A 20,615-nucleotide genomic window follows, 5' to 3' on the forward strand; every position below is an offset into this window, starting at 1 on the left:
ACGATATTTATATGTAATAATGCAGGCGTCAACAATGCGTAGCGCCCTGATCTGCCTTTCGCTTCTGGCCGGCACCGCTGCAAGCGCAGCGCAGGCCGATCTCCGGCTCCTGATGATCGAGCGCGAGGGCTGTGCCTATTGCGCCGAGTGGGACCGGGTGATCGCCCCGATCTATCCGAAGACGCCCGAGGGCCGGGCGGCGCCGCTGGAGCGCGTGCAAATACACGGGCCCTATCCGGCGGATGCCGAAATCGGGGCACGGCCGGTGTTCACGCCGACCTTCATCCTCTTGGCCGACGGGCGCGAGGCCGGCCGGATCGAAGGCCATCCGGGCGAGGATTTCTTCTGGGGATTGCTTGGAAAGATGCTCGTCGAGACGGGCCAATACGAAAGGGAGAGCGAGGAATGAAGAAAGTGGCACTTGCCGTCGCGCTGTTTGCCGGTCCTGCCGTGGCGCAGGATAACGAGGCGCTTGTCCAGTTCAGCGTGATGAAACCGGAGACCGCGCTCCGTCTCGCCCAGGCGGCGTTGGAGGATTGCCGCGGCAAGGGCTACCAGGTCGGCGTCACAGTGGTCGACCGGTTCGGCGTGACGCAGGTCTTTCTCCGCGACCAGTTCGCGGGGCCCCATGTCGAGGAAACCTCGCGGCGCAAGGCCTGGACGGCGGTGAGCTTCCGCACCGACACCTTGGCGCTTGCGGAAGAGACCGGAGCGGGCACGATCTCGTCGGGGATCCGCGACCTGTCGCAGGCAATCGCGCTCGGCGGCGGGGTGCCGGTGGACGCGGCCGGATCGCTGGTCGGCGGAGTCGGCGTTTCCGGGGCGCCGGGGCCGGATCTCGACGACGCCTGCGCCCGCGCGGGAATCGCTGCCGTGGAGGACGACATCAGCTTCTGAGCCCGAGCTGAAAGGATTCACCCCGTTGGACGCACCAGACAGCAAGGGCAATCCGGAGCCGCGCGGTTGCGGCAGCGACGGGCGTCGCGACATCGACTCCGCGGTCCTTGCGGAGCGCGCCGAGCAGGCATCCAGCCTTCTCAAGGCGCTCGCCCATGACGGGCGGCTGATGATTCTGTGCTTTCTCACCAGCGGCGAGAAGTCCGTCACCGAGCTTGAAACGCTACTCCTGTCGCGGCAATCTGCCGTCAGCCAACAGCTCGCGCGGCTGCGTCTCGAGGGTCTGGTCAAGACGCGCCGGGACGGAAAGGCGATCTACTATTCGCTCAACGACGATCGCGCGGCGCGGGTCGTCGAACTAGTCTTCGAGATGTACTGCAACGACACCTGAAGGCCGAAAGGCTGTCGATCGGCACCGACGGGAGGTAAGGAAAAACGATGGAGTCACTCCCTGCTGGCACTCTCGCCGCAATCGTCGGGCTCGTCGGCGGCATCGTTCTGGGGCTCGCCGCGCGGCTTGGCGAGTTCTGCACGCTCGGTGCGATCGAGGCGGCCTTCTATGGTGAGGACCAGCGCAGGCTGCGGCTCTGGGGCGTGGTGCTCGGCACCTCGATCATCGGCATCTTCGCCGCCGCAGCGCTCGGCTGGGCCGATCCGGCAGCGAGCTTCTACCACACGATTGGCTGGAACCCCCTCGCCTCGGTTCTCGGCGGGCTTCTCTTCGGCTACGGCATGGCTATGGCCGGAAACTGCGGCTTCGGCGCGCTGGTGCGGTTCGGCGGCGGTGACCTGCGGTCGCTGGTCGTCGTTGTGGTGATCGGCATCTTCGCCTTCGTGACGCTGTCCGGCCCGCTGGCGCCGATCCGGGTCGCGCTCTTCGCGCAGTCACCCTCCGAGGGTCCGCAGGGCTTCGCGCATCTCTTCGCGGACCTGTCCGGGCTGCCACCCCTCCTCTTCGCCCTGATCGCCGGGGGCGGTGCATTCACATGGGCACTCGGCCACCGGCCGCTGCGCCGCTCGCCGCGGCAGATCTGCTGGGGCGTCGCGGCCGGTCTGGCGGTGGTCTGGTGCTTCGTCGGCACCTCGCTCCTCGCCGAGTACAGTTTCGGCGAAATCGGCGTCGAGGGGCCGTCCTTCACCGCGCCGCTCGGACGCACGATCCTTTACGCGATGACGTCGAGCGCGGGCGGTCCCGGCTTCTCGGTCGGTGTCGTCGCCGGCGTTCTCGCCGGTGCGTTCATCGGGTCGAGCATCCGTCACCGCTTCCGCTGGGAGGCCTGCGAGGATCCCCGCGAGCTCGGCCGCCAGATCTCGGGGGCGGCGATGATGGGCATCGGCGGAACGCTGGCGCTGGGCTGTTCGATCGGGCAGGGCATCAGTGCGATGTCCACGCTGGCCTATTCCGCACCGGTCACACTCGGCGCGATCCTGCTCGGCGCCCTGGTCGGGTTGCGGCGGCTGATCCAGGGGTTCCAGCCGGACTGACGAATCCGGCGTCACGCTCTCTGACGAGCGTTTCCGGGATCCCAGGCGGGTTCGTCGAGCAGCGTAAAGGCGCGCCGTTCGCCGAGGATGACCGCCTCCAGGTCACCCGAGGCATCGGGATCCAGGTAGGCGAAGGCAAGGCTCTTGCCGGTCGCATGGCCAAAGCCGCCGGAGGTGCAGACGCCCACAACCCTGTCGCCCAGCATCACCGCCTCGCCGCCGTAGATGTCGCAATCGGTTGCCGCGACCGTACCATAGACAAGCCGGGTCGCAACGCCGGTCCTGCGGCGGGCCTCGGTGGCGGCGCGGCCGATGAAGTTGCCCTTGTCCGGCGCGTGGAAGCGCAGGCAATCGGCCTCGACGAGGGTGATCTCGTTGGTCAACTCGGCGCCGAAACCGCGATAACCCTTTTCCATGCGCAGCGAATTCACCGCGTGACTGCCGAAATCGGCGATGCCGTGGGGCTCTCCCGATGCCCGGATCGCATCGTAGAGCTTGCCCAGTTCGGCCATCGGGGCATGAAGTTCCCAGCCCAGCTCACCGACATAGGTTACCCGAAGCGCGCGGACCGGAACATTTGCGACGGTGATCTCCTGCCCGGTGAGCCAGCGGAAAGCTTCGTTGCTCAAATCCGCATCGGTCAGCGGCGCCAGAACGGCGCGTGCCCCGGGGCCGGCGACGACCAGCATGCCGTAATCGTCGGTCACATTTGTGATGGTCACGTCCGCGCCGGTGGCGGCGCGCAGATGGTCGAGCGCCTGCCGCTCGGCACCGGCTCCGGTCAGCACATAGAAGCGGTCGTCGGCAAGCCGGGTGATGGTCCATTCGCCCTCGATCCGGCCACCCTCCGAGAGGACATGGGTGAGGGTGATGCCGCCCGGCTTCCGCGGCAGCCGGTTCGCCGTCAGCCGGTCGAGAAGCGCCTCGGCGCCGGGGCCGGTGACGTCGAACTTGGCGAAGCTCGACAGGTCCATGACGCCCACGCGCTCTCGCACCGCCCGGCACTCGGCGGCCACCAGGTCGAAGGTGTTGTTGCGCCGGTACTGCAGCTGTTCGACGAAGCCCGCCGGGGCGAAGTACTTGGGCCGCTCCCAGCCGTAGACCTCGGTGTGGACGGCCCCTCTCGCCGTCAGCTTGTCGTGGAGCGGCGTCACCCGGCTCGGACGGCCGGCATGGATCTCGCGTCCGGGCAGCGGGGTCTCGAACATGTTGTGATAGTCGTCGAAGCTCTTGGCGCGGGTGTAGTCCGCATCGGCGTAGCCGCCGAAGCGGCGCGGATCGACGCTGGCCATGTTGATCTCGACATCGCCATGCACCATCCACTGCGCGAGGTACTTTCCGCACCCGGCGCCCTGGGCGATGCCGATCGACGATCCGCAGCATTGCCAGAAGTTCCGGACCCCATGCGCGGGGCCGACCAGCGGGTTGCCATCCGGCGTGTGCGGAATGGCACCGTTGATGACGCGCTTGATGCCCGCCTCGGCGAAGATCGACATCCGCTCCAGCGCCTTTTCGAGCCAGGGGGCGATGCGGTCGAGGTCACCCTCGAACAGCTCGTTCTCGCTCTGCCATTCCGGCCGGCCGCCGCGGCCCGCCCAGGCCTCCTTCGCGCCGTAATGCTCGTAGATGCCGACGAGCCCGGCCTTCTGTTCCTGCCGGTAATAGCCGGCGGTGGCCGGGTCGCGCATCACTGGCAGCTCGGTATCGAGGCCCTTGAAGGCTGCGAGCGGCTCCGTCACCAGGTACTGGTGCTCCATGTTGGTGATCGGCGTTTCGGCACCAACCCAGGCGCCGACCTCGCGGGCATAGCAGCCGCCGGCGTTGACGACGTGCTCGCAGATGACGCTGCCCTGTTCGGTCACCACCGCGAACTCGCCCGAGGGCAGCCGGTTGATGCCGGTCACCCGGTTGCGCCGGACGATCGTTGCCCCGAGCTGCCGCGCCCCGGCGGCCATCGCGTTGCAGGCGCTGGCCGGGTCGACATGGCCGTCCATCGTCGTATGCGCGCCGGCAAGGATGCCCTCGGTGTTCAGCCAGGGATTCAGCGCGCGGATCCGCTCGGGGCCGATGATCTCCATCTCGAAGCCGACGTTGGCGGCGAAGCCCGCGACATGGCGGAACCAGTCCACCTCTTCCGGCGTCGTGGCGAGCCGGATGCCGCCACAGCCGTGCCAGCCGGTCGGATGGCCGGTCAGCTTCTCCAGCCGCGGATAGAGCGTGTTGGAGTAGTGGTGGATCTTGGCCATGTTGTAGTTGCCGATGAACGACGGGCACTGGCCCGCCGCATGCCAGGTGGAGCCGCTCGTCAACTCGCCCTTTTCGATCAGCAGCACATCCTTCCAGCCTTCCTCGGCCAGGTGATAGGCGAGGCCGACGCCCATCATGCCGCCCCCGACGATGACCACTTTCGCTTGCGACTGCATGACGAGCTTCCTTGCTTGGCGGGTTTACCAGATACCGTTGCCGGCGCGCATGCGCGCCTTCGGCAGAACGATGTTGTAGCTTTCGCGCAGGCGTGCATCGACGCTGTCGCTGATGTGGCGGGGATAGTGGTCGGCCAGGAGCTGGCGCACCCGGCCGCGCGCCACCTCGCGCGCATCCCTTGCACCGGCGTCCTGCCATTCGCTGATGCTGCGGCGGTCGGCGATCTCCGGGTAGAGGTAGTCGGTCTTCATCCGCGCGAAGGTCTGCGGATGGCCGAGGAAGTGCCCCGCACCCATCACCACGTCGCGGATCGCCTCGAAGCTGAGCGCATCCTCGCTGACCTCGACCCCCTTCACCGTGCGCAGCACCGCGCCGAGAAGGTCGTTGTCCAGCACATAGCTTTCGAACGCGGTGCCCATCAGGCTGCCCTGCATCCCGGCGCATTCGTGGATCATCGTGGCCCCGGCATGGGCGGCGAGCGAGATCGTGTAGCCCTTCTCCCCGCCCGCCTGGGCGTCGGGCAGCTTGCTGTCGGTCATGCCCGCGGGGACCGAGTTCGGCAGGTCGTAGAACCCCGCCATCTGCGCGCAGGCCGCCGACAGGAGCGCCTGCTCGCCCGATCCGCCCGACATCGCGCCGGTGCGCAGGTCCGATACGAAGGGCCAGGCGGCGAAGATGCCGCGGCAGTTCGGGTCGATGATGTTGCACAGAATGAGCCCCGCGAGCACCTCGGCACAGGCCTGCGCCACCGCCCCCGCCAGCGCCGCCGGCGCCGTCGCCCCGGCCTGACCGGCCGCGACGAGGAGGATCGGCATGCCGGCGAGGACCGCCGCCTCCAGCGCGTCGCAGCTTTCGGTGGCAAAGCGCATCGGCGGCACGACGTGGCAGCAGACGGCGGTGCAGAAGGGCCGCTCGCGGAACCTGCCCTCGCCGCCCGCGACCATGTCCAGCATCGGCTGCACGGCGCGCACGCTGTTGCCGTCGGTGTAGCTGACGGCGATCGATTTCGTGGTGCCCGAGAGGCAGGCATAGGTGGTGTTGATGTCGAGATCGAGGATGGTGTCGGTGTCGCGCGCCACGACGGAGCGGTGATACCAGTGGATATTGTCGAGCCGGTCCACCAGGCGGGCGATGTCGTAGAGATCGGCCACCGTGCTTTCGCGGTACCTGCCGGTCACGAAATCCATGATGGTCGGGGCCGCTCCGCCGGTGCCCGCGTGTACGCGCCGCCCGCCGATCTCCAGATCGTGGACCGGGTCGAGCCCGTGCAGCGTGAACCGGCGCCGCGTCCGGGCGATCACGTCCTCGACCAGCGCGCGGGGAAACCGCAGGCGGCCGTCCTCGTCGACCCGGCACCCGGCCGCGATGGCGCGCTGCTCGAGGCTCGGCGTGACCTGCGAAAGCCCGAGATCCTCGAGAAGACGTAGAACCAACTGATGGATCCGTTCCATCTCGGACCCGGTCAGCGGCTGGTACTGCCCACCGACCATGCCGGGCGTGATCGGAGGTGGCGCCGGCGTCGGCTCGGCGCCACCGCGTCCCGGGCGTTTGGATCGGCGAGGCGAAAGATTGGACATGACGGCCCTCCGGAGGTCTTCCGAGGGTGCAGTTGACCGGCTTTTGCGCCGGGGTTCAAACGATCAATCCGAATGCAATGCATTCCCGAAGATCATGCGTGAGGCGAGTTTTCTGCAACCTCACCCCTTATCCACTGAAGGAAACTGGCTATGGCAGGAACATCCGCGTCTTTCTCCAATGCGCCAACGTAATAGCCCTCGCGCGTCTCCAGCACCTTGTCGACCGGGCGGACCAGGCGCCCCTCGGCCAGCATCGGGTCGGTGATGTAGCTCCAGCCCAGCGCCACGCCGCGCCCGGCCTCGGCCGCCTGGATGATCATCGGATAGCTGTTCAGGCGGACGCCGCGCCGCACCGGCTGACCCGTAGCGCCCTGGGTCGCAAGCCAGACGCGCCAGTCCACGCCGCCCCAGATATTGCCGCCGCCGTCGAGATGCAGAAGCGTCTGGTCGAGCATGTCCGAAGGCGCGCGGAGCTCCGGGTGGCTCCGCAGGTATTCGGGGCTACAGACAGGATAGACCCGCTCCCCGAACAGAAGATGCGTCCGGGCGCCCTCCCATAGCCCGACGCCGTAGAGGATCGCCACATCCACGCCTTCCTGGCGCAGGTCCACCCTCTGGTCCGTCGCGAGTATCCTGAGGTCGATTTCGGGATGCCGGGCGCTGAACCTCTCCAGCCGCGGCATCAGCCAGAAATAGGAAAACGCGACCGAGGCCGCGACGGTGATCTGCGGATTCACCGTCGCGGCGCGCAGCCCGGTGACGCAGGTCTCGATCTCCTGCAGGCCCCGAGTCACGGATTCGAAGAGCCGCCGCCCCTCGGCGGTCGGTTCGATCGCCCGGTGCAGGCGCCGGAAGAGCGCCACGCCCAGCTGCTCCTCGAGCGCCTTGATCTGCCGGCTGACGGCGCTTTGCGTCAGGCACAGCTCATCCGCCGCGAGCGTGAAGCTCTTTCGGCGGGCCACGACCTCGAACGTGTGGAACAGCGACAGGGACGGCATCGTGTATCGTTTCAAGCGCTCCTCCGGCTCCGGGTGTCAGGTACTTCTGCCGCCGCCGGAAAGCACAGGCTGACCTTCAGGCCGGGCGCGTTGTCTTCGAGGGCAAGGTCCGCCCCGTGAAGGCCCGCCGTGGCGGCGACGAGCGCCAGCCCGAGCCCGTTTCCGGGCGTCGTGCGGCTGCGCTCGAGCCGGTAGAGCCGGCGCAGGACGTTCTCACGCTCGGTCTCGGGAACGCCCGGCCCGCGATCGGTGACCACAAGCGTGACGCTGTCCGCGTCCTGGCGAACGGTAATTCCGATATCGGTGCCGGGCGGGGTATGGCGCAGCGCGTTCTCGATCAGGTTCGCGAGGGCCTGGCCGATCAGCCCCTTGTTGCCCATGATCGTCGCCGGGCCGTCGGGCAGGAGGAGCGCCAGCTTGCGGCCATCTTCCTCGGCGGCGGGGGCGTAGAGCTCGGTCATCTCGGCCGCGACATGCGCGAGGTCGAGGGCCGCGAAATTCGCGCGCGCGCCGCCGCCCTCGATCTGGGCGATCTGCAACAGCGCATGGAAGATGCCGACCGCGCCGTCGGCCTCGGCGATGGCGCGGTCGGCGAGTGTGGCCTCGGTGCTCGCGTCGGGCAGCCGGTCGCGCAGGTCGTGGAGCAGGACCGCCATCCGCTGCAGCGGCGTCTTCAAGTCATGCGCGATGTCGGCCGAGACCTGGCGCAGGGCCTCGGTCGCGGCCTCCTGCGCGGCGGCCATCCGGTTCACCTGCACGCCGATGCGGGCGAGGTCGTCCGCGCGCCCCGGCTCGGCCGGGATCCTTGCGTCGAGCGCGCCTTCGGAGAGCCTGCCGAGCGTCGCCTCGATGAGGTCGACGCGCCGGCGCGCCCGGGTCGCGATGATCGCGCCCGCGCCGAGCGAGATCAGAACCGTGGGCGCGAGGCTGAGCGCCAGTAGTGCCAGGAAGGTCCTGCCAAGCTCGTGGATCGGTGTCCGGCTTTCGGCGAGGATGAGAACACCGCCCGCCATCCGTTCGATCAGGGGGAAGTAGCCGTGCTCGCCCAGCGGCCGGCCCTCGGGCATCCTGCGGATCTGGACACCGGCGCCGGTCAGCACCGCGTTGGCATTGCCGGTGACGCGGCCATCCGGCGCGATATAGGCGAAGACACGCTGCGCGGGATCGGCGGCGTTGGCCTCGGCCATGACGAGGATCTCGAGCGCGCTGGGCGAGGCGGCGACCTGGAACCCCGCCATGTGCTGCGTGAGGTTCGCGCGCATGCCGGTCTCGATCGCGCTGCGAAGGCTGAGATAGGCGAGGCCGAGCGTCACAAGGTTGACCACCGCCACGACGGCCACGAGCCCGATCGCCTGGCGCATCGGCGTCGAGCCGGCGCTGCGCCGCAGGGCGCGGATGAGCCCGGACCGCATCGCTCAGGCCTCGATCTTGTAGCCCGCGCCGCGCACGGTGTGGATCAGTTCGCGGTCGAAGGGTTTGTCGACCTTGGCGCGGAGCCGGCTGACATGGGTCTCGACCACGTTGGTCTGCGGATCGAAGCTCAGGTCCCAGACCGCTTCCAGGAGCATCGTCCGGGTCTGGACCCGGCCCTTTCGGCGCAAAAGGTGTTCCAGGAGCGCGAACTCGCGCGGCAGGAGGTCGATCGTGCGGCCGGCACGGGTCACCGTGCGCGCGATGAGATCCATCCGCAGGTCGCCCGCCGTCAGGACCGTCTCGGTCATGGGCTGGGACGCGCGCCGTGCGAGGACCGCGATCCGCGCCGAAAGCTCGCCGAAGGCGAAGGGCTTGACGAGGTAGTCGTCGCCGCCCGCCTGCAACCCCTCGATCCGGTCGTCGACCCCGCCGACGGCGGTAAGAAAGATCGCCGGAACCGTGACCTTGGCCGAGCGCAGCGCGCGCAGCAGCGACAGCCCGTCGAGCCCCGGCAGCATCCGGTCGACGATCATCACGTCGTAGCCGCCCGCCATCGCCGGGACGAGCCCGTCGCGTCCGTCGGCGACGTGATCGACGACGTGGCCCTCCTCGCGAAGGCCCTTGACGATATAGGCGGCCGTGGTCTGGTCGTCTTCGATCAGCAGGAGTTTCATGTTGTCCTTCGAGGCATCCACGCCGGTCTCATGCGCCGGAAAGGTAATCATTCCACATGCCTTTCAAAAGACGGTCGTTCGGGGTGTGAAAGGGATTATGGCGCGGGGTTCCGACCCGTTCCTGAATGCGGGGTTACATATCTGTCGGAACTCCTGACGCGCGGCATCTGACCCTTTCGTGAGAAACCTGTCGGATTTGCAATCTTCGCGTCGGACGCCCGAAAGGTTGCAGACCTAAGTCATGTCCATCCCCGGTCCGGTACCGGACACGACTTAAGGAGATACGACATGCAAACCGCTACCAAGACAGCCCGAAGCCGGGTTTCCGCGCTGGTTCTCGGCGCCCTGATGGGCGCCACGGCGCTGACCGCGCTGCCGCCGATGCTCGCCGCCCCCGCCTTTGCCGCCTCGGCGATGCCGCAGGGCGGCTATGTCGACCTCGTCGAAAAGGTCGCGCCGGCGGTGGTCTATATCGAGGTGACGAAGAAGGCCGATCCGACGGAATACTACAGCCAGAACATGCCGCAGGGCTTCCCGCTCGACCAGTTCATGCAGCGGTTCGGCATGCCGATGCCCATGCCCGGCACCCCGGACGGCAACAGGCCCGAGATGCACGGCGTCGGCACCGGCTTCATCATCTCGGCCGACGGCCAGATCGTGACCAACGCCCATGTCGTCGAGGGTGCCGACAAGGTTTCCGTAACGCTCGCCGACGGCCGCAAGGTCGACGGCAAGGTCGTGGGCGCCGACCCTGCGACCGACATCGCGCTGGTCAGGATCGAGGACGGCGGCGCCCTGCCCACGGTCGCCTTCGGCGATTCCACCGGGCTCAAGGTCGGCCAGGACGTGGTGGCGATCGGAAACCCCTTCGGCCTCGGCAACTCCGTGACCGCCGGCATCGTCTCGGCGCTTGGCCGCGACATCAATTCCGGTCCGTTCGACAATTACATCCAGACCGACGCGGCCATCAACAAGGGCAACTCGGGCGGTCCGCTCTTCAACGCGGAAGGCGAGGTCGTCGGCATCAACACCGCGATCTTCTCGCCCTCGGGCGGCTCGGTCGGGATCGGCTTCGCCGTGCCCTCCGAGACCGCCGCGAAGGTGGTGGCCGACCTCGCCGGCGACGGCACGGTCGAGCGCGGCTGGCTCGGCGTCCAGATCCAGCCGGTCACGGAGGACATCGCGGCGGCCCTCGGTTTGGTGAAGGCCGAAGGCGTGCTGATCACCGACGTCACCGCCGACACGCCGGCGGCCAAGGCCGGGCTGACGCGGGGCGACATCGTGCTCAGCGTGAACGGCACGGCGGTGAAGGAGCCGCGCGACCTGACCCGGATGATCGCCACCGACGCGCCGGGCACCGAGGTGAAGCTCGGCCTCCTCCGCGCCGGCAAGCCGCTCGACACGAGTGTGACGCTCGGGACGCGGCCGGAACAGCCGGCCTGATCCCTGCCGCGCGAACCCCTCTAGCGCCTCCGAGCCCGGCTCGGGGGCGCCGCCTACAGGCCCGGCCGCAGCAGCAGCGCGCCGAGGAAGAGCAGGCCGAGGAAGACCGTTTCGCAGACGACGAGAAGAATCGCCTGGCCGCCGACCTCGCGGACCTGCTTCAACGAGGTCTTCATGCCCACCGCCGCGACCGCGATCAGGAGAAGCCAGCGCGACAGCTCGTTGGCCACGTTCGCCACCGCCTCGGGAATGCCGAGGACCGAGTTTACCGCCGCGAGCACGAGGAAAGCGACGACGAAGGCCGGCAGGAGCGGGGTCTTGCGCTGGCTGTCCGTCCCGCCGAGCCCCTTCATGTTGACCACCAGCGAGATGATGAACACCACCGGCGCCAGCATCGAGACCCGCAGCAGCTTGACCACGGTGGCGACGTCGCCGGTCTCGTCCGAGACCATATAGCCCGCGCCGACCACCTGGGCCACGTCATGGATCGTGCCGCCGAGGAACAGCCCCGCCGCATGGGTGTCGAGACCGAGCGCCGTGACGATCATCGGGTAGACGATCATCGCCAGGGTGCTGAGAACGGTCACGCTCATCACCGTGAAGACGAGGTTGCGCTCGGAATGCTCGTTGCGCGGCAGCACCGCCGCGATCGCCATCGCCGCCGAGGCGCCGCAGATCGCGACCGAGCCGCCGGTCAGCACGCCGAACCGCACGCCTCGCCCCAGGAGCCGCGCGCCGAGGATTCCGGCGCCGATCGTCAGCGCCACCCCGAGCACGGTCAGCACCACCGCCCCCGCGCCGAGACCCGAAAGCAGCTGCCAGCTGACCCGGAGGCCGAGGAGCGCCACGCCCGCGCGCAGGAGCGTGCGGGCCGAGAAGTCGATGCCGGCGCGGCACGGGCCCTCCTCGTGCAGGAACTGGAAGGCGATGCCGAGGAGGAGCGCCATCAGCATCGCCGGGGCGCCGTAATGCTCCGACAGGAAGCGCGCGGCGAAGGCGACGACGATTGCGGAGAGGACACCGGTGCGGAGGGTCTTGGCGCGCGAGAGCGAGAAGGCATCGCGGAGGTCGGAAGCGGCGAACATGGATGGATCCGGGCGTCTGGGCGGCGCCGGCGGTCCCGGCGGTGCGGTTTCGGGTCGGCCAGGCGCGCGCAGGCGCGCCCGCCGCGTCGGGACAGGGTCTTATCGGTCTCATTCTCGCCGACGATTGGCGGCGAAAGCCTGATGATACAAGCCGGGCGCGGCCGGGGCTTGGCCCGGCGCGACGGGGCGCGCCGGGTTCGCGACGGATCTCGGGGGGAGGTGTATCGGGCACGGCTCTCAGAACTCGGTGCCGCGCATCCGCTCCGACCGGCGCCGGAGGATCTCGAGCGTCACCAGAAGCGCGATCGAGATCAGGATCAGGAGCGTCGCGACGGCGAGGATCGTCGGGTTGATCTGCTCGCGCAGGCCCGAGAACATCTGCCGCGGGATCGTGCGCTGCTCGGGCCCGGCGAGGAACAAGACCAGCACCACCTCGTCGAACGAGGTCACGAAGGCGAAGAGCCCGCCGGAAATCACGCCAGGCCGGATGAGCGGGATCACCACGTCCCAGAACACCTTGACCGGCGAGGCGCCCATGCTGATCCCGGCATTGTAGAGCGAGCGGTCGAAGCCCGAGAGCGTCGCCGTCACGGTGATAATCACGAAGGGCACGCCGAGCGCGGCATGGGCGATGACCAGCCCGGCGTAGGAGCCGACGAGGTTGAAGCGCGTATAGAAGAAGAACATCCCCGCCGCGATGATGATCAGCGGCACGATCATCGGCGACAGGAGGAGCGCCGTGATCAGCCGCTTGAACGGCATCACCGGCGAGGAAAGCCCGACCGCCGCGATGGTGCCGAGCACGGTCGAGAGCGTCGCCGCCAGCGCCCCGATCAGGAAGCTGTTCTTGATCGACAGGAGCCAGTTCGCATCCGAGAAGATTGCCTGGTACCAGCGCGTCGAATAGGCCGCGGGATCGAGCGCGAGCATGCCGTCGGTGAAGGTGAAGTAGGGCTCGGCGTTGAACGACAGCGGCACGATGATGACGATCGGCAGCATCAGGAACGCGAGGACCAGGTAGGCGGTCCATTTCAGCGAGTAGTGGCCGAGGATGTGCCAGAAGGTGAAGTAGGCCGGCAGGTGCTTCATGGTCGTCATCCCAGCTTGATGTTGCCCGCGCCGACGAAGCGGTCGTAGACCCAGTAGAGAACGAGGATCATCGCGAGCAGGAGCGAGCCGAGCGCGGCCGCGAGCTCCCAGTTGTTGGACTGCTGCATGTGGAAGGCGATGATGTTGGAGATCATCTGGCCGTCGGTGCCGCCGACGAGGGCCGGGGTGATGTAGTAGCCGACCGAGATGATGAAGACGAGCAGCACCCCGGCGCTCAGCCCCGGCAGGGTCATCGGCAGGTAGATCTTGAGGAAGGCCGGGATCGGCTTGCTGCCCATCGACATCGCCGCGCGCATGTAGCTCGGGTCGATGCCCTTCATCACCGAGTAGAGCGGCAGGATCATGAACGGCATCAGGATATGCGTCATCGCCAGCACGGTCGAGAACTGGGTGTAGAGCATCTCCAGCGGCGAACGGGTGATGCCCGCCCCCGTCAGGACCGAGTTGACGACGCCGCTGGTCTGCAGAAGCGCGATCCACGAGGTCGTCCGCACCAGCAGCGAGGTCCAGAACGGCAGCAGCACGAAGACCATCAGCATGTTGGCGTTCTTCGATTCCGCATTGGCGAGGTAGTAGGCCAGCGGGTAGCCGCCGATCAGCGTCAGCACCGTGATGTAGAGCGCGATCCGCAGCGTCTTGGTGTAGAGGTCGACATAGATCTTCGCGCCGTCGCGCGGCTGGACGCCGCCGCCGTCGGCCATTTCGAGGTCGAGCGCGGTGAGATAGTAATCCGGCGTATAGGCCGCGCCCGCATCGCGGATCGCCTTCCAGATCTTCGGATTCTCCCATGCGGCATCCGCCGCGGCGAGGATCGCGCCGCCGGCCGAGGCGAGCTCGGCGTCATCCATGCGGCCGAGCTTGCGGGCCGAGGCCTTGATCGTGCTGGAACTGCCCGGCAGTGCCCGGTTGATCTCCTCGGCGAGCTTGCCGGAGAGCCGCTCGCCCGCCAGCCGCTTGAGGTCGGCGGCGAAGACCGCGCGCGCCTCGGCCGGGGGCAGCGCCTCGCCGTCCCAGTCCTTCAGCGCCTCCAGCGTCTCGGGGATCAGTTCCGACACCACCGGGTGGTAGACGCTGCGCACCAGCATCGTCGCGATCGGCGCGACGAAGGCGAAGACGAGGAAGAGGAGGAGCGGCGCGACGAAGAGGAACGCGGTCAGCTTGCGCCGGCGAAGCTCGCGGCGCGCGGAAGCGGTATCGTTCGCGTCGAGGGCGCTGGGGGTCATGTCCGTCTCGCGTAGGTCTCGGGAAAAGTGGCCGCGTATCTCTTGCGATACGCGGCCAGTCGGGGAGCGTCAGTTTACTTCAGCATCCATTCGTTGAAGCGCTCGCCGAGCGTTTCGCCGAAATCGGCCCAGAAGATGCCGTCGGCCTTCAGGCCCTGGTCGAGATGGGCCGTGGGCAGGTCCTCGTTGACCGAGGCGTCGACATAGGGGGTCGAGGACTTGCGGGTCGGGCCGTAGGCCACGTCCGCCATCCCTGCGAGCGGCTTGGAACCGGTGGCGTAGGAGATGAACTCGAAGGCGGTGTCCTTCTTCTCCGACCCGGCCACGACGGCCCAGACGTCGAGGTCGTAGACATGGCTGTCCCAGACGATCTCGAACGGCTTGCCGTCCTCCTTGATCGCCGAGAAGATGCGGCCGTTGGCCGACTGCACCATCGACGCGCCGCCGTCGTTGAGCAGTTGCGGCGCCTGCGACCAGCTGTCGAACCAGACGATGTCGTTCTTGATCGTGTCGAGCTTGGCGAAGGCGCGGGCCTGGCCCTCCTCGGTGGCGAGCACGGAATAGACATCGGCCGGCGCGACGCCATCGGCGATGAGCGCCCATTCGAGGTTGACCTGCGGTCGCTTGCGCAGCGCGCGCTTGCCGGGGAATTTCTCGGTGTCGAAGAAATCGGCGATAGTCGCCGGTTTGTCGCCCTCTGCCGCGCCGTTGTAGGCGAAGATGATCGACCAGACGATGACGCCGACGCCGCATTCGCTGGCGATCGCCTCGGGCACAAAGTCCTCGGCCGCCGCGACGCCGTCATCGCCGGCGGGTAGGATGTCCTGCGGGATCACCTCCAGAAGCCCTTCCGAACAGGCGCGCTCGAGGTCGATGGTCTCGATGTCGACGACGTCCCACTGGACGTTGCCAGCCTCGACCTGGGCCTTGATCTCGGCGATGCCGCCCGAATAGTCCTCGAACAGGATCTCGTTGCCGGTCTCGGCGACGAAGGGGTCGATCATGTGCTCTTTCTGCGCCGCGCCATAGGCGCCGCCGAAGGACACGACGGTCATGCTTTCCGCCTGCGCCTGGGCGAGCGAGGCCAGAACCAGCGCCGTGGTGCCGGCGAGCAGTTTCAGTTTGGTCTTCATGGGTCTCCTCCCTGTGAATCCGATAGCCGTGCCGGTCAGGCCGGGAACGCGATGCAGTCCTTGGCGAGCCAGACGAGCGAGGCCTTGTCGCCCGCCTTCAGGTCCGGCGCCGCCAGATCGTTGAGCACCTTGATCGTGATCTCGGTCCCTTCCGCGACGCGGAAGTAGAAGCGGATGAAATCGCCGACGTAGTGATGGGTCACATGCTCGGCCACGAGCTCGTTGTCGTAGGCGTGGCTGGTCGGCTTGATGAAGAGCTTCTCCGGCCGGATCGAGAGCACGCAGTCGGCGCCCGCCTTCAGCCCCTCGGCCGCGTCGGCGGTGATCGTGCCGCCGCCGGCGACCGTGACCCGGGCCTTGCCGCCCTCAATCCGATCGACCTTGCCGGGGATGAAGTTGTTCTCGCCGATGAAGTCCGCCACGAAGGCGTTCGACGGCCGCTCGTAGAGCTGCGCGGGGGCCGCGCATTGCTGCACCACGCCATCGTTGAAGACCGCGATCCGGCTCGACATCGTCAGCGCCTCGGTCTGGTCGTGGGTGACGTAGATGACGGTGAAGCCGAGCTGTTCGTGCAGCCGGGTGATCTCGTACTGCATCTGCTCGCGCAGCTTCTTGTCGAGCGCGCCGAGGGGCTCGTCCATCAGGATCAGCGAGGGTTCGAAGATGAGCGCCCGGGCTAGCGCCACGCGCTGGCGCTGGCCGCCCGAGAGCTGGCCGGGATAGCGGCCGCCGAAGCTGCCCATCTCGATCAGCCGCAGGTATTCGTTGACCCGGTCCTTGACCGCGGCCTTGTTCATCTTGCGGACCCGGAGCGGGTAGGCGAGGTTCTCCGCGATCGTCATGTGCGGAAAGAGCGCGTAGTTCTGGAACACCATGCCGATGTTGCGCCGGTAGGGCGCGGTCCTGGTCACCGACTGGCCGGCGATCACGATGTCGCCCGAGGTCACGCCCTCGAACCCGGCCAACATCATCAGGACCGTGCTCTTGCCCGAGCCCGACGGGCCGAGCAGCGTGATGAACTCGCCCTTCTGGACGTCGAGGTTGAAATCCTTCACGACCAGTGTCTTCTGGTCATAGCTCTTCTTGACGTTCCTGAAGCTCAGGAACGCTCCGTTTGCGTCCAACGGCATCGTGCCGATCCCCCCGTTCGTGGTGCCGTCGCGCCGCTCCCGCGCGCCCGGCCTTCTTCCCACATCCAAGCCCGCCTCATAGGGCCGAGCCTGCCTCCACCGCAATCGGTATCAGCAGACCCGCGGGTGGGTACAGGTACAGAACCAGTCAAACTGTGGGTACAGATCAGAGGTCGTCGATCACGCCCCGCAGTACCGCGAGGCCGGGCTCGATATCGGCGGCGGGCACACTGGAAAACCCGAGGCGGAAGGCGAAGCCGCCCTCCCTTCCGGTGAAGAAACAGGGCTCCACCGCCTCCACCACGACGCCCTCTTCGAGCGCCCGGCGAACGATCGCGGCGCCGGGCCGCCGCCGCGTCGGATCGGTCAGCATGAAGTTCGTGCCGCCGGTCGCGCCGATGATACCGAAGTCTGAGAAGTCGCGCGCCAGCGCCGCGCCAGCGATCGACCAGCGCCGCTCGAAGGCGGCATGGAGCCGCGAACAGAGCGCGTCGTAATGGCCGAACCGGAGGAACAGCGCCGCGGTGTGCTGCAGCACCAGCGGCGGATGGCGGATCATCATGCCGCGCAGCGCGCGGGCCTCGGTGACCAGCTCCTCCGGCGCGACGAGAAAGCCGAGCCGGAGCCCCGGCGCGAGGCTCTTCGACAGGCTCGTCGTGTAGATCACCCGAGCGCTGCGGTCGATCTGGTAGAGCGGCAGGGGCGGGCTCGCGCGGAAATCGACGTCGCAGTCGTAATCGTCCTCGATGATGAGGAAATCCTCGGCCTCGGCCAGCGCGAGCAGCGCCCGGCGCCGCGCCTGAGAAAGCGAGACGGTGGTCGGGAACTGCCGGTTCGGCGTGACATAGACCAGGTCCGCGCCGCGCAGCCTGTCATCGACCACGATGCCCTCGGCATCGACCGGGATGAAGCGGACCTCGTCGAAGAGCTGGGCGAAGATGTTGCGGGCATCGGGATAGCCCGGATCCTCCATCGCGACGACCCGGCCGGCGCCCCGGAGCAGGCTCGCGACAAGGTAGAGCCCCTGCTGCGCGCCGAGCGTGACCAGCACGTTTTCAGACCGCGCGGTGACGCCGCGGCGGGGCAGCAGCCGGTTGCAGATCTGGTCGAGCAGTTCCGGCGCGTCCCAGTACTGGTTGTCGCCGGACCAGATGCCGAGGTCGCGGCGGTTCATCGCGAGCCGGGTGCATTCGCGCCATTCGGCGATCGGAAACCGCCCGGTGTCGATCTGGTTGCAGACGAAGGGGTAGCGGAACTCCTGCCAGTTCGGCGGCCGCAGGATATAGGTCCCGCGCGAGGGCTGCCGGTGTCGGCCGAGCCGTCCGAGAATGTCGGCCTTGGCGGGCGGGACCTCCTCGGTCGATGCGGAGGGGTTCGACGGGATGCGCAGCTCGTTGCAGACGAAGTAGCCCGCCCTCGGCCGCGCCGCGATGAGCTTGTCGTCGCAGAGCCGCGAATAGGCGCCGAGCACGGTGTTGATCGACACGCCGAGGTCCTGGGCCAGCTGGCGGCAGGACGGCAGCCGGGCGCCGAGCGCGATCGCGCCGGTCGAGATCAGCCGCGAGATCTCCGACTGCACCTGATCGCGAAGGCCCACGGGCGAGTTGCGGTTCAGCCGGATTTGCGGAACCGTCAGCCTGCCATGTTGGGTTGTTCGTTTCGCGGCTATGACCATTGTTGCCGCATCCTTCCGGCTTTCGCGGCGGAATGCAATTCACCCGCGCCGTCCTGAGGCGGTCCGGGGCACGGCTTCGATGCCGCATGCCTCAACGCCGGGTTTCCCGCGGTCCCGGCCCCTGAGCCGGCGCATCGCAAAACGAAACGGCCCGGGCGGGTGCCCGGGCCGTCGGTTCGTTTCAGCCAGACCTCACGCCTCGGCGGTGTCGGCCTTTTCCTTCGCTTCCGGCGCGATTTCCTCGCCGGTCTCCTGGTCGACCATCTTCATGCCGAGCCGGACCTTGCCGCGCTCGTCGAAGCCGAGCAGCTTGACCTTCACTTCCTGGCCTTCCTTCAGCACCTCGTTCGGGTGCTGCAAGCGCTTGTTGGCGATCTGGGAGACATGCACCAGACCGTCGCGCTTGCCGAAGAAGTTCACGAAGGCGCCGAAATCGACGAGCTTCACGACCTTGCCGGTGTAGATCTTGCCCTCTTCGGGCTCGGCCACGATCGAGTAGATCATGTCGTAGGCCTTCTTGATCGACTCCGCGTTGGCCGAGGCGATCTTGATCACGCCGTCGTCGTTGATGTCGACCTTGGCGCCCGACACTTCCACGATCTCGCGGATCACCTTGCCGCCCGAGCCGATCACTTCGCGGATCTTGTCGGTCGGGATGGTCATCGTCTCGATGCGCGGGGCGTGGGCGGAGAACTCCGACCGGCCCTCGGAGAGCGCCTTGGCCATCTCGCCGAGGATGTGCATCCGGCCGTCCTTCGCCTGGGCGAGGGCCTGCTCCATGATCGCAGGGGTGATGCCCGCGACCTTGATGTCCATCTGTAGCGAGGTGATGCCGTTCTCGGTGCCCGCGACCTTGAAGTCCATGTCGCCGAGGTGATCCTCGTCGCCAAGGATGTCGGTCAGAACCGCCCACTTGCCGTCCTCTTCGAGGATCAGGCCCATCGCGACGCCGGCGACCGGCGCCTTCAGCGGCACGCCCGCATCCATCATCGACAGCGAGGAGCCGCAGACGGTGGCCATCGACGAGGAGCCGTTCGACTCGGTGATCTCCGAGACGATGCGGATCGTGTAGGGGAAGTCGGTCGGCGCCGGCAGAACCGCCTGCAGCGCGCGCCAGGCAAGCTTGCCGTGGCCGATCTCGCGGCGGCCCGGAGGACCGAAGCGCCCCACTTCACCGACCGAGTAGGGCGGGAAGTTGTAGTGCAGCAGGAAGTTGGAGCGGTAGTTCGCGTGCAGCGCGTCGATGATCTGCTCGTCCTCGCCGGTGCCGAGCGTGGTGATCACGAGGCCTTGCGTCTCGCCGCGGGTGAAGAGCGCCGAGCCGTGGGTGCGCGGCAGGATGCCGACTTCCGAGACGATCGGGCGCACGGTCTTGGTGTCGCGGCCGTCGATGCGTTTGCCGTTGGCGACGACGTCGCCGCGCAGGATCGAGGATTCAAGCTTCTTGAACGCCGAGCCGAGGTTCGCATTGGCCAGCTCGTCTTCCGTCAGCTCGGCCTTCACGGCGTCGCGGGCGGCGGAAATGGCGTTGGTGCGCTCCTGCTTGTCGAGGATCGCGAAGGCTGCGCGCATCTGCGCCTCGCCGGCGGCCTTCACCTTGGCGTAAAGCTCCGAATAGTCGGCCGGCTGGAAGTCGAACGGCTCCTTGGCGGCGGCCTCGGCGAGCGAGATGATCAGGTCGATCACCGGCTGCATCGCGTCATGGCCGAACTTCACGGCGCCGAGCATCTCGGCCTCGGAAAGCTCGTAGGCCTCCGATTCCACCATCATCACGGCGTCCTTGGTGCCGGCGACGACGAGGTCGAGCCGCTGCTCGGGGTTCATCCGGAGCTGGTCCATGTCGGCGACTTCGGGGTTCAGGACGTATTCGCCATTGGCGAAGCCGACGCGCGCGGCGCCGATCGGGCCCATGAACGGCACGCCCGAGATCGTCAGCGCCGCCGAGGCCGCGATCATCGCGACGATGTCGGGATCGTTGACGAGGTCGTGGGAAAGAACGGTGCAGATCACCAGCACTTCGTTCTTGAAGCCCGGCACGAAGAGCGGGCGGATCGGACGGTCGATCAGGCGCGAGGTCAGCGTTTCCTTCTCGGAAGGACGGCCTTCGCGCTTGAAGAAGCCGCCCGGGATCTTGCCGGCGGCATAGGTCTTTTCCTGGTAATGCACGGTGAGCGGGAAGAAGTCCTGGCCCGGCTTCTGCTCGCGGGCGAAGGTCACGTTGGCCATGACGGAGGTCTCGCCGAGCGTGGCGATGACGGAGCCGTCGGCCTGACGGGCGACCTTCCCGGTTTCCAGCGTGAGCGTTTCCTGGCCCCACTGGATGGATTTCTTGGTCACGTTGAACATAT

The 20,615-nt window shown here is 67.6% G+C and carries 17 protein-coding genes; 5 read left to right on the forward strand and 12 right to left on the reverse strand.

The window, feature by feature from the left end:
• Positions 1–34: 34 nt before the first annotated feature.
• From OM960_RS12245 to OM960_RS12260, 4 genes are all read left to right on the forward strand, one after another.
• Positions 35–409, forward strand: coding sequence for a thioredoxin domain-containing protein (locus OM960_RS12245; RefSeq protein WP_264772132.1), 375 nt, complete (start codon positions 35–37; stop codon positions 407–409).
• Complete coding sequence (locus tag OM960_RS12250) at positions 406–897, forward strand: GlcG/HbpS family heme-binding protein (RefSeq protein WP_264772133.1); 492 nt, start codon at positions 406–408, stop codon at positions 895–897. Before OM960_RS12245 ends, OM960_RS12250 begins: the two co-directional genes overlap by 4 nt.
• A gap of 91 nt (positions 898–988) precedes the next feature.
• A complete protein-coding gene (locus OM960_RS12255) occupies positions 989–1,288 on the forward strand; it encodes an ArsR/SmtB family transcription factor (RefSeq protein ID WP_263335059.1) in 300 nt (99 codons plus the stop codon).
• 47 nt (positions 1,289–1,335) lie between these two features.
• Entirely contained in the window at positions 1,336–2,382 is a 1,047-nt protein-coding gene (locus OM960_RS12260; RefSeq protein WP_264772134.1) for a YeeE/YedE family protein, read from the forward strand.
• 11 nt (positions 2,383–2,393) lie between these two features.
• Here OM960_RS12260 and OM960_RS12265 read toward each other — a convergent pair whose 3' ends face one another.
• The 5 genes from OM960_RS12265 to OM960_RS12285 all read right to left on the reverse strand — a co-directional run bounded on the left by OM960_RS12265 (position 2,394) and on the right by OM960_RS12285 (position 9,468).
• Complete coding sequence (locus tag OM960_RS12265) at positions 2,394–4,805, reverse strand: FAD-dependent oxidoreductase (protein WP_264772135.1); 2,412 nt, start codon at positions 4,803–4,805, stop codon at positions 2,394–2,396.
• 24 nt (positions 4,806–4,829) lie between these two features.
• On the reverse strand, positions 4,830–6,383 hold the full coding sequence (locus OM960_RS12270) for a trimethylamine methyltransferase family protein (RefSeq protein WP_264772136.1): 1,554 nt from the start codon (positions 6,381–6,383) through the stop codon (positions 4,830–4,832).
• Positions 6,384–6,475: 92 nt separating this feature from the next.
• On the reverse strand, positions 6,476–7,396 hold the full coding sequence (locus tag OM960_RS12275) for a LysR substrate-binding domain-containing protein (protein ID WP_264772137.1): 921 nt from the start codon (positions 7,394–7,396) through the stop codon (positions 6,476–6,478).
• Positions 7,393–8,793, reverse strand: a complete 1,401-nt coding sequence (locus OM960_RS12280; RefSeq protein ID WP_264772138.1) for a sensor histidine kinase — start codon at positions 8,791–8,793, stop codon at positions 7,393–7,395. The genes OM960_RS12275 and OM960_RS12280 overlap by 4 nt, the downstream gene beginning before the upstream one ends.
• A 3-nt stretch (positions 8,794–8,796) precedes the next feature.
• Positions 8,797–9,468: a winged helix-turn-helix domain-containing protein gene (locus OM960_RS12285; RefSeq protein ID WP_264772202.1), complete on the reverse strand. Its 672-nt coding sequence runs from the start codon at positions 9,466–9,468 to the stop codon at positions 8,797–8,799.
• A gap of 288 nt (positions 9,469–9,756) precedes the next feature.
• Here OM960_RS12285 and OM960_RS12290 point away from each other — a divergent pair, with 288 nt between their 5' ends.
• On the forward strand, positions 9,757–10,911 hold the full coding sequence (locus OM960_RS12290; RefSeq protein WP_264772139.1) for a Do family serine endopeptidase: 1,155 nt from the start codon (positions 9,757–9,759) through the stop codon (positions 10,909–10,911).
• Positions 10,912–10,964: 53 nt separating this feature from the next.
• Here OM960_RS12290 and OM960_RS12295 read toward each other — a convergent pair whose 3' ends face one another.
• From OM960_RS12295 to pnp, 7 genes are all read right to left on the reverse strand, one after another.
• Positions 10,965–11,996, reverse strand: coding sequence for a YeiH family protein (locus OM960_RS12295; RefSeq protein ID WP_263334847.1), 1,032 nt, complete (start codon positions 11,994–11,996; stop codon positions 10,965–10,967).
• A 237-nt stretch (positions 11,997–12,233) separates the two neighbouring features.
• Positions 12,234–13,085, reverse strand: coding sequence for an ABC transporter permease (locus OM960_RS12300; RefSeq protein ID WP_263334845.1), 852 nt, complete (start codon positions 13,083–13,085; stop codon positions 12,234–12,236).
• 5 nt (positions 13,086–13,090) lie between these two features.
• Positions 13,091–14,329 (reverse strand): ABC transporter permease, encoded by a 1,239-nt coding sequence (locus OM960_RS12305; protein ID WP_264772140.1) that lies wholly within the window; start codon positions 14,327–14,329, stop codon positions 13,091–13,093.
• A gap of 74 nt (positions 14,330–14,403) precedes the next feature.
• On the reverse strand, positions 14,404–15,462 hold the full coding sequence (locus OM960_RS12310; RefSeq protein ID WP_264772141.1) for an ABC transporter substrate-binding protein: 1,059 nt from the start codon (positions 15,460–15,462) through the stop codon (positions 14,404–14,406).
• 35 nt (positions 15,463–15,497) lie between these two features.
• Positions 15,498–16,592: an ABC transporter ATP-binding protein gene (locus tag OM960_RS12315; RefSeq protein WP_264772142.1), complete on the reverse strand. Its 1,095-nt coding sequence runs from the start codon at positions 16,590–16,592 to the stop codon at positions 15,498–15,500.
• A gap of 166 nt (positions 16,593–16,758) precedes the next feature.
• Complete coding sequence (gene pdxR / locus OM960_RS12320; protein ID WP_263334840.1) at positions 16,759–18,189, reverse strand: MocR-like pyridoxine biosynthesis transcription factor PdxR; 1,431 nt, start codon at positions 18,187–18,189, stop codon at positions 16,759–16,761.
• 270 nt (positions 18,190–18,459) lie between these two features.
• Positions 18,460–20,613 carry a polyribonucleotide nucleotidyltransferase gene (gene pnp / locus OM960_RS12325; protein WP_264772143.1) on the reverse strand — a complete coding sequence of 718 codons (2,154 nt, stop codon included), beginning with the start codon at positions 20,611–20,613 and terminating at the stop codon, positions 18,460–18,462.
• Between the last annotated feature and the right edge of the window lie 2 nt (positions 20,614–20,615).

The sequence above is a fragment of the Defluviimonas salinarum genome, from assembly GCF_026013545.1.
Classification (GTDB): domain Bacteria; phylum Pseudomonadota; class Alphaproteobacteria; order Rhodobacterales; family Rhodobacteraceae; genus Albidovulum; species Albidovulum salinarum.

Excerpts from the sequence above, each read along its gene's own strand:
- OM960_RS12245 (WP_264772132.1), top strand. The coding sequence starts at position 35 with ATGCGTAGCGCCCTGATCTGCCTTTCGCTTCTGGCCGGCACCGCTGCA.
- OM960_RS12250 (WP_264772133.1), top strand. The coding sequence starts at position 406 with ATGAAGAAAGTGGCACTTGCCGTCGCGCTGTTTGCCGGTCCTGCCGTG.
- OM960_RS12260 (WP_264772134.1), top strand. The coding sequence starts at position 1,336 with ATGGAGTCACTCCCTGCTGGCACTCTCGCCGCAATCGTCGGGCTCGTC.
- OM960_RS12265 (WP_264772135.1), bottom strand. The coding sequence starts at position 4,805 with ATGCAGTCGCAAGCGAAAGTGGTCATCGTCGGGGGCGGCATGATGGGC.
- OM960_RS12270 (WP_264772136.1), bottom strand. The coding sequence starts at position 6,383 with ATGTCCAATCTTTCGCCTCGCCGATCCAAACGCCCGGGACGCGGTGGC.
- OM960_RS12280 (WP_264772138.1), bottom strand. The coding sequence starts at position 8,793 with ATGCGGTCCGGGCTCATCCGCGCCCTGCGGCGCAGCGCCGGCTCGACG.
- OM960_RS12285 (WP_264772202.1), bottom strand. The coding sequence starts at position 9,468 with ATGAAACTCCTGCTGATCGAAGACGACCAGACCACGGCCGCCTATATC.
- OM960_RS12290 (WP_264772139.1), top strand. The coding sequence starts at position 9,757 with ATGCAAACCGCTACCAAGACAGCCCGAAGCCGGGTTTCCGCGCTGGTT.
- OM960_RS12295 (WP_263334847.1), bottom strand. The coding sequence starts at position 11,996 with ATGTTCGCCGCTTCCGACCTCCGCGATGCCTTCTCGCTCTCGCGCGCC.
- OM960_RS12300 (WP_263334845.1), bottom strand. The coding sequence starts at position 13,085 with ATGAAGCACCTGCCGGCCTACTTCACCTTCTGGCACATCCTCGGCCAC.
- OM960_RS12305 (WP_264772140.1), bottom strand. The coding sequence starts at position 14,329 with ATGACCCCCAGCGCCCTCGACGCGAACGATACCGCTTCCGCGCGCCGC.
- OM960_RS12310 (WP_264772141.1), bottom strand. The coding sequence starts at position 15,462 with ATGAAGACCAAACTGAAACTGCTCGCCGGCACCACGGCGCTGGTTCTG.
- OM960_RS12315 (WP_264772142.1), bottom strand. The coding sequence starts at position 16,592 with ATGCCGTTGGACGCAAACGGAGCGTTCCTGAGCTTCAGGAACGTCAAG.
- pnp (WP_264772143.1), bottom strand. The coding sequence starts at position 20,613 with ATGTTCAACGTGACCAAGAAATCCATCCAGTGGGGCCAGGAAACGCTC.